Genomic DNA, 13,997 nt, shown 5'->3' on the forward strand with positions numbered 1-13,997 from the left:
CCGGTTATCGTGCCAGTAAAATCTCTGCAAACGGTACGTAGAACATAAACATCCTCCATTCCTTTGTCTGGAAATCATAAGTTTCGATGAAGTCGCCTTCACGATAGCCTGCAAACTGCACGTAGAGTTTCCTTGTCTGCCCGTCCTTGGAGTAGTACATGGCAGCGGAGCGTACGGCGTTGGGGTAGGTGGCGAAAGGCTCTTTCAAGTTTCCGGCAGTAGTATCCCATAAGCAGAATTGCGTATCTCCACCATTGGCACGGGAAACGATATAGCCTCCTTTGCATTGCAGGCTGTTTGGGTTTTCGGGGGATGGTTCCATAATCCGGAAAGGTATCAAGGCTTCGGCCTTGATGGGGTCGTAGCAGTGCATCTTTTCTTTGGCGATGTCTATCACGACAGGCGAGAAGGTGCCGTCGCCGTTGTTGGCCGAGAGCAGCATGTGGGCGTCGGCTATCACGCCCGGATAGCGTGAGAGGGATTCGGGCTTCAGTCCATCCGGTAATGGTATTTCGGGAGTATGTATCGGTGGCATATTTTCTCCCGTATCCCGCAGAGGATGTTGGTGCCGGGGATGTTGGCGGCAAGGCAGAAATCTTCGCCGTCATGGAACTGGATTACTTCCGATATTTCTTGTGTTACCAGGTCGATACGGGTGATGCCGCGGGGAACGGTCGGTGTGTAAATGGCGTGGGAGTTGGTGATACCGTAGAGATATGGTTCTTCGGGGGATTGTCCGTCGGCTACCGAAATCTGGCCGAGAGGCTGAAGCTGTCCTGCCCGTTCCAGGAACATTTCTACCCGTGAGGCGGGCCAGTGTCCGGGGGCAAGGAAAGTAATGCTGTTGGTGGTTTGCTCCGTGGTAACGGCGCGTGTGTAGCGTGAATACCCTTCGGGAAAGAGAGGATTGTCGGCTATCGGCCAGTAGATGTCCAATATGATTTGGTCGTCGCTCTGCAAGCCGTCGGCTTTGACGGTCACGGCATCACCGGGATTGAAGGTCTTTCCGGCATCGGATATGGTGATATTGGTCACAAAAGCGGGTTGTTTCTCTTTGTCGTCATCACTGCAAGCGGCAAGTAGCAGGCTGATTAGTAGCAGGAAGTGTATCTTCTTCTGGAAAAATCCTCCTACGAAACATGGTCTTCTGCTTCGTGGGAGGAAAGTGGTTGTTCGGCAGGGCTTCGGGGGAATGCGCCTGCTTGCGTGCCGGCTTGGATTATTTGCTGCGCGTCACCGTGTGCAATACATTCCCTTTCTTGTCAATCATGCGCAGTTCCAGTGTCTTTTTGCTGGCCGATACAATGGAGAAACCCGGTTCGGGGCTGCAGAATACGGTCTCTTCGATGGGCTTCACCTTGCGGGCGAGCGAACCGGCAGAATTGGTGATATAGTCGATGTCGTTGCCTGCCACGCGTACGTGCTGGAAGTTGTGGATGTGCCCGCAGATGTACATATCCACCTTGTGCTTGCGCAGGATGGGATCGAGACGTGCCTGCATATCCGCGCGTTCGCTCTCGTCCTTCGGGGTTTCGGCATAGATGGGATGGTGTCCGGCAACGATAACCCAGTCCTCTTTGGCGGCAGTCAGTACGGAATCTATCCAGGAAAGTTGTTGCTGGTAATCCTGCTTGCAGGCATCGGGATAGGTCTCGCTTTCGTTGCGGTATTTGTCAATCATCGGGGCGGTGTCTACCCAAAGGATGCGGATGGTAGCGCCGTTGTCCTCGAACGTCTTGGTATAATAACGGGCGGGCATGGTCCAGCGGCGGCTGATATTACTGTAGTCGAGCACAGCCTGCGTATTGCCGCGGTATTCGTGGTTGCCCAGCAGGGGGAACCAGTCTATCATCAGCTCCGGGTGGCTGTAAATAAGTTCGTAGTTGGTCATCCAAAGCGGGTCGTTCACGCTACGTACGCCTTCAAAGTGGTGTACATCGCCGGTGGCAAGAACGAACTCGGGGCCTACTTCTTCTGCCATTTGTCCCATCAGTTCGGCGATGGGCTTTTGGTCGTAGTAGCCGTTACGGCCGAGGTCGTTGGCTACGTAGAAGTTGAACTTCTTGTCGAAGATGGAGTAATCGGTGATTTGGGCAATGGCTGCGTTGCCAAGTAGGGCAATAAACAGTAAAAGGAATATTTTCTTCATTGTCATTATTAAATTGTTGAGTAGTTAATGTTGATAACTTGTTGAGATAGAATTCGCTGTTTAAAAATTAATCTTCACTCCCGCATTCACTTTCACGCCGTAGTATTCTGCCTGCATGGTACGGTCTTTTGTGCCCTGGTAGTAGCGTAGCGGCTGGCTCAGCAGGTTGTTGGCTTCGGCGTAGAAGGTAGTCTTGAACTTCTTTCCGAAGGTATAGCTGGCGTTTACGTCCATATAGTTCACCTTGTCGTAGTAGCGGTCATAGAAGGTGCTTTCTCCCATTTCGTCGATGAAGTCGGAAGCGAAGTTATAGCTCAGGCGCAGATTCAGACCGCCTTTCTCAAAGTATAGGGAAGCATTTGCGGTATGCTCCGGAGAGCCTGGCATGCTCAAGTCTTTCTCATTCTCGCGGCCTTCGAAGTTGAAGTCTTCCACACGGGAGTGGGTGTAGGTGTACGTTCCGTAGAAACCTACACATTTCAGAGCGGGAGCAATGAAGCTGAAGTCGCGCTGGTAGGATAACTCTACCCCTACCAGGTTGGCGTTGCCCGCATTCTTGGGTTGGGTGAAGCGGGTGTAGGTGTTACCCTGGTATTCGTAGTTGGTGCTCACCTGGTCTACGATGAAGTCGTCTATCTTCTTGTAGAAGATGCCGGCGCTTATCAGACCGATGCTGCGGAAGTAGTAGTCGGCACTCAAGTCGAAGTTGTAGGAGACGGTAGGTTTCAGCTCCGGGTTTCCGATGGTGATTTCGTTGTCGGAACGTTTGATGTTCACACTGGGCACGAGGGCCGAGTATTTGGGGCGTGACAAGGTTTGGGTAAACGAACCGCGCACTTTGAAGTCATCGTTTACATTCCACTTTACGAGCAGCGACGGCAGGAAGTTGATGTAGCTGTTGCGCTGACGGTCGGTCTTGCTGGTGAGGTCTTCGTCGGCATCGTAGGTGCGTCCCGTATAGGCAAGGTTGGTGTTCTCTATGCGGAGTCCGGTCATCAGTTCCACGTCTTTTGTCAGTTTTTGGTCGAAGCGGAGGTAGCCGGAAGTCACGGTTTCGCGGGCGTTGAAGTTTCCGGCAAGTTCTTCCTGCACCTGCTCTTTCTCAAAGAGGGAAGCGTTGTTCAAGTCTAAAGAGCCGGTGTATTCCTTGCTGGCGTAGATGCCTGCCTGGTATTTGTTGTTGGGCATGAAGTTCTTGTTGGTCTGGTCCACTGTATTTGCCAGGCTGTTCGTCATGAAGGCGTCCTCGTCCAGAGGAGAGTATTCGTAGAAGTCCACTTCTTTATCCTTGGTCTTGCGTACTACCTTTGCGCCGAACTTCAGCTTGTTGCCGTTCTTGAAGGGAAGTTTGAAGTTGGCGGAGAACTTCAGGTCCTGCTCCTTGATGTCTTCCTGCTGTTCCGTCAGCTCTTTCAGGCTGAATTCATCGTTCAATGTCATGGTAGAGCCTGTTTTGGGGCTGGCAAAGGGTTGGCGTTCGTCGCTCAGGTCCATGTCGAACTTCTGTTTCTTCAGTTGGAAGTCGATGTAGCGTTCGTTGGGACGTTCTTCGCTGGCTTTGGCATAGCTGGCGTGCCAGTCCATGGAGAGGGCGCCGAAGAGGTGTTCGCCGCCGAGGGCAAAGTCCATGGTGCGCTGGCGTTCCAGGCGGGCGTTACGGTTGTCCGGCGTACCGGCTTTGGTCTGTATGCGTACGGTGGCGTTGCCGTCGGGGTCAAGGTCTTTCAGCGTGGTACGGTAGCGGTTCTCCCAGTCGTTGCGGTTGTTGAAGATGCCTTTGAAGGTCAGTTTGTGGTTGGCATTGATGTCCCAGTCCAGTGCGGCAGAGTAGCTTTGGCGTTCGCGGGTGACGTAGTATTGGCGGATTTGGTAGTCGTTGACGTACGTCTTGCCGTTGTCATCCTGCTCCCATACAAATTCGGTGTCGTAGGAACCGGAAGGTGAGTTCTGATAGGAGGCCGATACAATCAAGCCGAGTTTGTCGTTGAAGAAGCGGTCGCCGTAGGTGAAGCCAAGGTTCAGTTGCGCCTTTTCGCTCACCCAGTTGTAGCCGGTTCCGGCGGTGGCGGCAATGGTACGCTTGTAGGGGGAGTTCTTGGTGACGAGGTTGATGCTGCCGCCGATGGCGTCGCCGTCCATATCGGCGGTTACTACCTTGTTCACTTCGATGGTCTGAATCATGTCTGCCGGAATGAGGTCGAGCTGTACGTTGCGCGTATCGCCTTCGGCAGAGGGAACGCGGTTGCCGTTGATGGTGACGGAGCTGAGGTCGGCACTCGTGCCCCGCACTTGCCCGAAGCGTGCCTCGCCTTGGTCGTACTGCACGTTGATGCCGGAGATGCGTTTAAGGGCGTCACCGATGTTGGAGTCGGGGAACTTGCCTACCTGGTCGGCAGAGACTACATTCGTAATCCCCATGTTGTTTTTCTGTGAGTTGATGGCACGGCGCTGTCCCTGGAAGGCGCCGCCTACCACCACTTCCTGCAACTCCACACCTTCGTTCAGCACGACGTCTTTTTCCAGTGTACGGCCTGCGGGGATGGTGATTTTCAGTTCTACGGGAGAGTAGCCCACATAGCTCACCTTTACTGTATAGGTTCCCGGGTCAAGGTTAGAGAAAGTGTAGAAGCCGTTGACGTCGCTCGTCACGCCAGTGTGTAGTTTCTCGATGTAGATGGATGCGCCCGGGAGAGTTTGTTTAGTGGCGTCGATGATGCGTCCGCGTACAGTTCCTTGTTTCGTGACATTTGCTTTTTCGTCGGCAATGGCCGTATTGACGGTGGCGGTGAATAGGAGTAAGAATAAGAATGCTCTCAAAATCTGTTTCATACTTGTTATTATCTGTTAATAATCTGCCGCAAAAGTAGAGGGTTGCCGTTACGTGGAGATTGCGGAGCGTTGAAGAACAGATAACGATTCAGTTACAATGAGGTTACATAAATTCTTGGAGGTAGTACCCTTTCGGCGGTATCTCCCTTTGCCGTCATCTGGCAGACTGACGCTAAAGATGCACGAGATGTGCATCTCGGACTGTATGAGATGTACATCTCGAGCAACATGAGATGTACATCTCGTGCAGGGGAAGGTATAGGGTTTGGTGTCTTATCCGGTAGCCTGGCAGCGGATAAGTACCTTCTTTCCGTCTGCCAGGGTAGTGGCAAATAGATAAGTGTCTCCCCCTTCGGCCAGTTTAAGCCGTTTGCGCAGTTCGGCCACGGTGGCGGGGAAGTTGCGTACGGTGAGGTTCGCCTTTTTCTCGGCGGCCAGCATCTCTTTCACTTCTTTCTTGCCGAAGCCGCAGGAGGAGGTAATCCGGAACTTGCGGCCGGGGAAGTCGGGAAGGAGGCTGTCCGAAGTATAGAGGTGGCTGTTGGGATGCAGCTTTTCAATCTTATATAATGAGGAAAGGCTACGGAACGCTCCGGCTTTCAGCACGGAGGCATTCGGTTCGTAGAGGTATGGCTTCAGAAGGGGGGTGTAGGGGCATGCGCACTCTTTCTCTTGTCCGCGGGTGAAGACGAGGGCTTGGGGAGCCGGGGCGGAGGTGAAGTTGACGCAATGTATGGGAATGTCGTCTGTAGGCAGCGTTTCGCCTTGCCCCAGCAAGAGCAGCAGCTCCTTGCATTCGTTGCCCACGGAGACGATGTGTGCCTCTCGTACATGCTTCAAATCGTTCATGGCGAGGGTGAGGTCGAGCATGGGGGAGAGCTTTATCAGCACGTGCCGTGCCTTGCGCAGCAGCAGTTCTTCGAGGGCGGACACATCGGGTTCGCAGTCGCCGATGGCTACGGTCTTTCCGCCGTGTCCGTCGCGGCGGGCAGGGTCTATGAAGATGCAGTCCACGGGTTCCATCTCTTGCAGATGGCGGACGCTGTCTGCGTGGCACACGGAGATGTGGTTCAGGCCGAGGGCGGGAAAGTTGTGCGCGGCTATCCGGCAGAGTGTTTCCTGGCGCTCTACGTAAGTGGCGTGTCCGAAGCAGGAGGAGAGGAAGGCGCAGTCGATGCCGAAACCTCCGGTGAGGTCGGTAAGGGTGCCGGTTGATGCGGGAGTGCTGTTTTTCGCGTGAGTGCCGGCTTTCGCGGGATGTTCTTGTCCTGTTCTTGGCAGGTTGCCTATGATTTCCGCTTTATATTGTGCCGTCACCTGGGAGGAGCATTGCTCCAGAGAAAGGTGGGCGGGGTAGAGTATGTTCTCGTTCTCGGCCCATGCGGGTATCTTCTCTTTGGCAATCTGCCGGCCTGAAATCTGTGTGATGGCGGCGGGCATGTCTACCGAAGGGTAGCGGCGTGCCTGCAAGGCAAGGCTGCGCACGTCGTCGCGGCGATGCTCGCGGATGAAGCGGAGGGTGTCTGGGGATAGAGGCATGGTTTGGCTTATTTATTCTGATGCAAAGTTATCTCAAAAAGGACAAAGTGGGGCATAAACTCGCAGCTTTCTGTCTGATTATTTTTTAGACACAGATGACGCTGATAATACAGATTAAGAATATTAAAAATCCGCGTCATCTGCGTCATCCGCGTCAAAGCGATAGCAAATTTAAGTTTCCGGACAAGCTGGGGGTGAGAGTTAAGGGATGACCCGGTATCGCTCCTTTGCCGTCTGCCTGCTGACGCGGTTGAAGTGCCACCATTCACTGGGTAGCGGGTGGAATCCGGCTTCTTTCATCACCTGCCGCAGCAGCAGGCGGTTGGCGCGTTCTTGTTCCGTCAGCTTGCCTTGTGCCACGAGTGCGGCTTCTTCTGTGATGTGGGCTTCCCTGCCCAGATGGTCTACCGGGGTGCCCATGGGCAGAGGAGTTCCTTTATCGTCGAGTATGCTGATGTCCACCGCCAATCCGTAGTTGTGCAGGCCGCCGCCGCGTGAGGGGTTGGAGACATAGATGTATTTGGAGGTTCCTTTCACTACGTCCCACATCTTCTGCTGTACGGACAAGGGGCGCGCTGCGTCGTAGACGATGAGGCTGTAGCCGGGGTACTGTTCTTTCAGTAGGCGTTGTGCCCGCTTCAGGCTTTTCATGGCATCGGGGTGCAGGTAGGCTTCTTTCAGGTCTTCGTACAGTATGGTTCCGGTGAAGTTGTCGGCACGGGTGTACATCAGGTCGATGGCAATGCTGCTGTCCGCTTCGGCAATGTTGACGAAACCGAGGGAGTCCAGATAGCGGGCCGTACGGCTTTTGACTGGGGCAGGAGGGGCGGGGGCTTCTTCTATGGAGTCGGAACATGCGGCATCCCTTTCCATTGTGTCTGCACGTTGTATTTGCCTTTGCGGTGGTTGCTTCCCGCCGCAGCCTTGCAGCGCGCAGGCCGACGGCAGCAGTAGCAGGCAGAAGAGGAGTTGTTTCATTTTGCAAGACATATTCCTGTTACAAGGGGCATTTCCGCTACAAGACATTCGCGGCGGTAAGGATTGATTTCATCAGCGCTATGTCCGAACGGACTTCTCCCTGCATCAGGTATTTGTCTTTCCGTCGGCAGGTGGCTTCGTAAATCTCCTTTGCCTTTGCCGCGTCCTTGTCCCGGCAGAGTGCCAGGGCGCAGAGCAAGCGCTGCTTGGAAGACGTCACATCCTTGTATTGCCGGATGTAGGCATTCAGTTCGTCGGTATATAATTCTTCTGCCTGCGCGGTCCTGTTTGTCACCAGGGCGGTGAAGAGCAGTTCGCAAGCGGTTTCCTTTATCAGGAGCCCGATGACTTCGTGCCGGTGGTCCATCACTCTGCCGAACGCGTGGTGGGCGGCTTCCCATTCTTCGAGGTCGAGCAGGCGCGAGGCGTGCATCAAGGCTATGGTGGCTTGCAGGGCATTCTTGTAGTCGATGCCTTCCGCTTGGCCGAACCATTCGGCAGGCATGTCTTTGGGGCGCATGCCCTCCTGCACCAGTGCATTGACGCGTAGCTGGGTGACCAGTGCCTGCTTGCTTTTGCTGTCCTTGAGAAGCAGGCGCATGTTGTCGGCATCGTTGCCGATGCCTCCTATCTTCATGGGGATTCCGTTCATCAGTGCAAGGAAGAGGCCCGTCAGGGAGAACGTCAGGAGAAAGAATTTCAGCAGATAGGGCAGTCCGTCTGCGGTGAGCAGCGGGAGGAAGGCAAGGATGGCGGCCGACAGATTGGCAAGCACTCCGCCCAGGTTGTACAAGGCGGTGGGGATGTATGCCAGAGGCTTTTCGGGCGGGGCAAGCAGGCATTGCCCTCCCGTTCCGGCAATGCTGAAGCGCCTGATGCACAATTTCCCGTCTTTGCGGATGAAGGTAAGGCTGAAGATGCGGAAGGAGACGAAGCGGTAGCCGGTGGCCAGTCCGCAGACAAGATGCCCGCCTTCGTGCAGAATCACTTGCAGGAAGATGGAGAGCAGCAGAAGCAGTATGGCGGCCAGAAAGACTCCTGCCATCTGCAGGGCGCCGAATTCGGAAAACCTGCTGCATACACTGTCGAGCGAGTCTCCTATGACCAGCGTTCTTACGCCTATCATTCCTCCCGCGCCGATACACGCTCCGACTATGAAGCTTCCTGCGAGATTGAGTATTTTCTTCATTCTGGTTCTGTGGTGGCCTCTACCGGTAAGGGCATACCGGCAGAGGGTATTATCCGGTAAACCGGTTTATTTCTTCTTTGCAGGAGGTTCGGGTGTGGGGGCGGCAGGTTGCTTGGTCTCTTTGATGGTGTTGCAGTTGCCGTTGAAGCAGGCGGTGGGTTCCACTTCCAGTTTGCAGGTGTAGATGTCTCCTTCCATCAGGCATCCCGATTTCAGGATGAGTTTGTCCGATATATGTATGTCTCCTTTCAGCGTGCCTTCCAGTATGGCCGAGGCGGAAGTCACCTTTCCCGTCACCTTTCCTTGGGGGCCCACCACCACCGTTTTGTGGCATGTGATGTCTCCTTCGATGGTTCCGTCTATGCGCAGGCTTCCTTCCACGTCCACCGTTCCTTTCAGGATGGTGCCTACGGCTATGGTGGTCAGTTTCAAGGGTTGGGCTGTGGGGCTGAGATACTCTTCGTTGTTGTTCTTCTTCTTGCTAAACATAGTATGGATGATGTTTGATGTTTGTTGTTTTCCTTGTATTTTCTGCAAAAGTAGGCAAAAAAAACAAATGGTAAAAGAGGGGGATGGAGATTTTTGGGTAGACAGAAAATCTGCCATACCCGGCTTGCGGGAGGCGCCTCTCTCAGGATGGAGAAGATTGCCGGCCGGCTGGCCCGGTATGGCAGGATGAATGAAAGTTGTGCCCCTCCCTTTCGGAGGGGCTTTAGGTGGCGGCTTTACTTCTTCTGACCGTCGCGGATGGGGCGGACGGTAAAGCCGTATGCGTTGTTGGTTCCTTCAATAGGCTTGGTACAGTTTTTAAAATCTCCATCTCTTCTATCAATAGATAATATCAAGCAACTGGAGTTGGCATTATTATCTCCCGTATATTCACCATGAAATCCGGATGTTGCTATATATGTTATTGAAGAGAAGCCTGGAAATGTGCCATAACCTACCTCTTGTTCCTTTACTCCCATATCACGTACTCCGGTAGCGGGAAAATAAAAGGGCTGGCTTTCAACAGTAACTGTCCATCCTTTGAATTCCGTGGTTTCCACTGTATTTGGTGGGCCAGCACTTACGGTTTTTTTTCCGCTGGGTTTAGTTGCATCAGTCACTTCCTTCAAATTTACCATATCAAAAAAATCAGCAAAAGCCTTAATAGGCGGAATTTTAAATCCTGCCGGTGAGGGGTCGTATATTGTTTTGATGACATATAGGTTATTAGGGGATTGCTTGTAATATTGGACTTCTTTGCCATAGATAAAGTTAGCGTATCCACTTGTTGTCAACTGTGTATTCCAATAGTTCATGATGGTTCTATTTCCATATGAAGCATTTCTTCCATCATGCCAGTGGCGTCGCTTATAGTTATCAATCTTATTCTGCTCAGTAACATTATCAGATGGTGGCCGCTGGTGCATAAAAAACTGATATGGAAATTGTATGCTTTCTCCGATACTTCTGGCACTTTCTGATGAAGTGAAACGATACTGCTCAGTAGAATAGAACATTTTGTTTACCATGTCTAATTCTTTGTCAGTATTGTAAGTGTCATCATTGTGAATGCCCGGGAGCATCGGGTCCTTACGTCCCCATTGGTAATAAGTGTTGTCGCCTGCTGCGGATGCTGCAATCTCGGGTTGGGTAAATGTAATGATGCCCTTCTTTTCATCTTTCCCGGGTTGCGATGCTCCGCTGACGGTTAGTGCAATTTCATTATCACCTACTTGTTCGCCATTGGCTACAAAACGTATGAGTATATTTCTTTCAACGTCTTCGACATGTGGCTCGCAATAACCAAGGTTGCAAGGGGCTATGATAAATGGCTTGTCATATTGATTCAGGTTATCATCCGACATTGTATGACAAGATGATTCGTCCCATTCGCGATGGGTAACCCATATATGCCAGTTCCATAAAATACCCTCAGAACCGCGTACGGCAATCACGGCATTGCCTTGGTTGATGCTTTCTTCGGGCACACGGAAAGATACCCAGCCATTATCGTATTTCACCTCTGTTACAAGGTCCGGACTGTCTTGCCATAGTAGTATTGCATCTTCTATTCCTGAAATTTCACCACCTGTAATGGGGGTATTATCATGTTTCACGAACTCGCCTAGTACAAAATTACGAGTTTTGTCCGAAATAGCATTTATGTCACCTTTATACTTGTAAGACGAAGTATCGCTTTCTTTATTATAAGTATTGCCATAGTAAGCCGGAAACTTATAATAGCCATGATCATTCACAATATAGCAGTTGGCACTTTCTTGTGCTACCACATTGCGGTCAACCAAATCGTATGGGGCGTCTTTCGAGCCATTTCCTGCATCGGTAATAGTCTTGCCCGGTGTTTGGCCTTCTATAGTGGTTCCTTTCCCGTACAAGAAATTCCGCATGTATGTAAATTGGGATTGGGCAGGCAGGATTATGCTTCCGCTTACGGGTTGCGTCGGGTCGGTATCGTCCGCCCTGCTTTGGGAACCGGTGGCCGGTTTCCAGCCCAGTTCAGGGCTCTCTTTCGATGAATTCCACGTTGTGCCGCCATCAATAGACCACTCAATCGTGAAATCAAGTTTCCTTATTTGCTTTTTCGCGGCTGCTGATTCTGCATTAGCTTGTGCCACCTTCATGTATGCGGCAATACTTACATCATTCAGAATACCGCTGACCGGAAGATATGCTTGTTTTTCTTTATCTGTCATTTCTATGTATAGAGATGGAGAACTAGGATGCGGATTACCTGCGCTCCAAGTTCCTTTATAGCCTCCATTAGGATACAGTGTATTATCCCGGTTGACTTTCAATTCAATCACCGGTGTAATAACGATTCCGGTGGAGTTGATGGAGTAGGTATACTGCTTTCCTATTTCCCATATCCCGTTTTTCGTAAACTCCTTTAGTTTGGCTGTAAGAGTACGTTCCGTATTTGTAAGCTTGTCTGTGAACGAGATTGTTAACTTTGCATCATCCGTGAGTTCTTGGGGAATCATCATGAACGTGTATCCCTTATCGTCACCGTTCAGTATGGTGCCGGGTTTGGTCATGATTTCATTCTTGTCTTTATTCCCGTCCAATGCAGTTTCATTGTCTATACTGAACGTGCGTCCGGCGGTTTCGTCTGTAATGGTCCAGCTAGTTGCTCCTATCGGGTAACTGCCGCTACCATGCACTCCGGAAATCTTTATTTTGGTCACTTTTCCGGCAAGCATCTTTTCGCCGGTTTTTATGGTGACGGCAGTCAGTGCGTGCTTGAAGTTCAATTGCACTGCTCCATTCCGGACGTCTCCCGTGCCGTTTCCGCCACAGTCTGCGGTGGCATACATCAGGTCAATCTGCTTGGTCACGTCTGTAGGAACTGTATAAGTCAGCGTGGGAATACCGGTGGCATCCGCTGCCGAGTGGATGACGGAGGGAGTGGCATCGTCGGCATCAGCCGCGCCTTCTTCGGAAGATGCAGGTGCGGCAGCAGAGTAGGGGGAGTAGGCAAAGAATTTGATATTCTCCGAACCTACCCAGTACAGGGATTTTTCGGATTTCCATTTGCTATCGCTTTCGGTATAACTCACCTTTATGTTGTGGGCAAAGTTGGTGGTCCACTTGTTTGTCTCCTCTTCTCCGGGCCAATCTCCGGTGTAGCATGTCGCCGAGAGTCCGAAGCTATGGTTCTTAAATGTTTCTTCGGTTGTCGTGGTGCCGCGGGTTATAGCATTGGAAGCCGCTGTATCCACAGCAGCTTCCGCAATTTCAGTAACTAAATATAAGGGTTTCCCCCCTTCGGACTGTGTCAGCTTCCGGATGCTTATGTCTTTGTCGGCAACGCGCGTGGCCGCCGAACCATCAGCCCAGCTGCCCGGTGCCGCCACATCGAACGCAAGCATGCCCGAAGCACCCTGATGTCCGTGCTTGTCGAAAGTGTCGTCCGTGCAAGAGGACGACACGGCACAGACCGCAACACCTGCAAGCATACGGAGCATCAGCCCGAAGGATGGTCGAAATATACGAAAATGTCGCATAATCACGTTTCTTTTGATGTTAGTCGATTAGTCCATGTTTGTATTACCATCATTGTTTCCGGTGTTTCCTTGTTCCCAAGCCTCTACTGTTACGTCGAAAGATAGCGGGCTATCAAGTACTGTTTCTCCTACTTTATCTTTATCTTTGTTGGGTACAATCTCTATACCCTCTATTTTGGGCAAATCAGGCAATTCAATAGGAGGATAAACACCCGCGCCGCTGCCTTGTCCGCAGAATATGACGTTATATACATATTTATGGTTGGGCTTCCAGTCGATATCAATACCTACACAGGTATACCCGTATTCGTTGCGATTCCATTTATCGGATTGAGGAGTAGGGAATAGCTGGTGATAATGGTAATCTCCTTCTACGTGTATCGCTCCGTTGCTATCTTTATCGGAATGGACTGTGCCTTTGTGAATGGCCTCAATACGGCAAAGAAACAAAATGTATGCTCCCTTAGGTTTGTCAGTCGTCCATTTATCTTGTTTTTGCGGAATAAGCATCAGACTGCTGGATTTATCTCCGGTAGTTCCTTCTGCTTGTCCTATTAGGGTGGTATTTGCGCTGGTAAGCAATGGCAGATTCTCGAATTTGACGCCATAAGTGCTTGGTAGACTGGGTGTCCATTGCATGTGGTATGTATCTGTTGCACTCTCTGAGAATGAAAGAATGCCTTTCTGATTTATGTTTACCAGCCATGCTCCTTTGATGTTCACTTTTCTATTGTTGTGGTCCGGACACTTGGCATTGATACAAATTTGCGATAACGCATGATAAAAGTCCAACTTAACGGCGCCTCCCGTTACGTTTTCCTGTCTTACGTTCTGATAAGCTACAATAAAGTCTTGTTGGTTCGTACCTCCATTTTCCATGGAAGATTCCAGAAGAGTTTCAAATTGCTGTGTATGTGTGGTTATGGTAGGCTTGAATGCCGTTTTTGTGTCCAGATTGTCGGGACCGTATGCCCAGAAACGTACCTCTTTTACTCCGGTCGGCCATAAATAATCGCCTCCATTCTCGTCTTTGATTGTAAAGGTATTGTCTTTGCCTGCTTCTTTTTTAGCCGGTCGTCCGTTTATGAACATATCTTCATAGTTGTCAGCATCTGCATAGACATAAAAGCCGTTAAGGTTATTGATAGTTGTCTCTGTGGCACGCGTCTTTACCTGCGTGGTAAATGAAATCTTTTCGCCCTTGTAAACTTCCTTCAACTCGTCGTTTGAACAAGAGGCAAGCATAATGGAGGCGGTAGCAACCATTCCCAGTAATTTTACATTTCCGTTCATAATCTGT

The 13,997-nt window shown here is 51.2% G+C and carries 10 protein-coding genes; all 10 read right to left on the minus strand.

Annotated elements, in window-relative coordinates:
* Positions 1-4: 4 nt before the first annotated feature.
* Positions 5-535: a WD40-like domain containing protein gene (locus tag E5355_RS19785; protein ID WP_016272298.1), complete on the minus strand. Its 531-nt coding sequence runs from the start codon at positions 533-535 to the stop codon at positions 5-7.
* Complete coding sequence (locus E5355_RS19790; RefSeq protein WP_016272299.1) at positions 490-1,035, minus strand: DUF4784 family protein; 546 nt, start codon at positions 1,033-1,035, stop codon at positions 490-492. Before E5355_RS19790 ends, E5355_RS19785 begins: the two co-directional genes overlap by 46 nt.
* Positions 1,036-1,219: 184 nt before the next feature.
* The gene (locus tag E5355_RS03510) at positions 1,220-2,149 is read right to left on the minus strand and encodes a metallophosphoesterase (protein WP_168354268.1); all 930 of its coding nucleotides are present in this window, start codon (positions 2,147-2,149) and stop codon (positions 1,220-1,222) included.
* Positions 2,150-2,209: 60 nt separating this feature from the next.
* Complete coding sequence (locus E5355_RS03515; protein WP_136009200.1) at positions 2,210-4,978, minus strand: TonB-dependent receptor; 2,769 nt, start codon at positions 4,976-4,978, stop codon at positions 2,210-2,212.
* Between the two features lie 273 nt (positions 4,979-5,251).
* Positions 5,252-6,517 carry a class I SAM-dependent methyltransferase gene (locus tag E5355_RS03520; protein WP_136009201.1) on the minus strand — a complete coding sequence of 422 codons (1,266 nt, stop codon included), beginning with the start codon at positions 6,515-6,517 and terminating at the stop codon, positions 5,252-5,254.
* Between the two features lie 201 nt (positions 6,518-6,718).
* The gene (locus E5355_RS03530) at positions 6,719-7,495 is read right to left on the minus strand and encodes a M15 family metallopeptidase (protein WP_136009202.1); all 777 of its coding nucleotides are present in this window, start codon (positions 7,493-7,495) and stop codon (positions 6,719-6,721) included.
* Positions 7,496-7,532: 37 nt separating this feature from the next.
* Positions 7,533-8,684 carry a hypothetical protein gene (locus E5355_RS03535; protein WP_176468094.1) on the minus strand — a complete coding sequence of 384 codons (1,152 nt, stop codon included), beginning with the start codon at positions 8,682-8,684 and terminating at the stop codon, positions 7,533-7,535.
* A 66-nt stretch (positions 8,685-8,750) separates the two neighbouring features.
* Entirely contained in the window at positions 8,751-9,173 is a 423-nt protein-coding gene (locus tag E5355_RS03540; RefSeq protein ID WP_016272305.1) for a bactofilin family protein, read from the minus strand.
* A gap of 236 nt (positions 9,174-9,409) precedes the next feature.
* Complete coding sequence (locus tag E5355_RS03545) at positions 9,410-12,697, minus strand: fimbrillin family protein (RefSeq protein WP_136009203.1); 3,288 nt, start codon at positions 12,695-12,697, stop codon at positions 9,410-9,412.
* Positions 12,698-12,724: 27 nt separating this feature from the next.
* Positions 12,725-13,990, minus strand: coding sequence for a fimbrillin family protein (locus tag E5355_RS03550; RefSeq protein WP_136009204.1), 1,266 nt, complete (start codon positions 13,988-13,990; stop codon positions 12,725-12,727).
* Positions 13,991-13,997 lie beyond the last annotated feature (7 nt).

Source organism: Bacteroides muris (ex Afrizal et al. 2022) (assembly GCF_004793475.1).
Lineage (GTDB): Bacteria > Bacteroidota > Bacteroidia > Bacteroidales > Bacteroidaceae > Bacteroides > Bacteroides muris.

What these genes read in the sequence shown, in the direction of transcription:
- E5355_RS19785 (WP_016272298.1), bottom strand. Translation starts at nt 535, where the DNA reads ATGCCACCGATACATACTCCCGAAATACCATTACCGGATGGACTGAAG.
- E5355_RS03510 (WP_168354268.1), bottom strand. Translation starts at nt 2,149, where the DNA reads ATGAAGAAAATATTCCTTTTACTGTTTATTGCCCTACTTGGCAACGCA.
- E5355_RS03515 (WP_136009200.1), bottom strand. Translation starts at nt 4,978, where the DNA reads ATGAAACAGATTTTGAGAGCATTCTTATTCTTACTCCTATTCACCGCC.
- E5355_RS03520 (WP_136009201.1), bottom strand. Translation starts at nt 6,517, where the DNA reads ATGCCTCTATCCCCAGACACCCTCCGCTTCATCCGCGAGCATCGCCGC.
- E5355_RS03530 (WP_136009202.1), bottom strand. Translation starts at nt 7,495, where the DNA reads ATGAAACAACTCCTCTTCTGCCTGCTACTGCTGCCGTCGGCCTGCGCG.
- E5355_RS03535 (WP_176468094.1), bottom strand. Translation starts at nt 8,684, where the DNA reads ATGAAGAAAATACTCAATCTCGCAGGAAGCTTCATAGTCGGAGCGTGT.
- E5355_RS03540 (WP_016272305.1), bottom strand. Translation starts at nt 9,173, where the DNA reads ATGTTTAGCAAGAAGAAGAACAACAACGAAGAGTATCTCAGCCCCACA.
- E5355_RS03545 (WP_136009203.1), bottom strand. Translation starts at nt 12,697, where the DNA reads ATGCGACATTTTCGTATATTTCGACCATCCTTCGGGCTGATGCTCCGT.
- E5355_RS03550 (WP_136009204.1), bottom strand. Translation starts at nt 13,990, where the DNA reads ATGAACGGAAATGTAAAATTACTGGGAATGGTTGCTACCGCCTCCATT.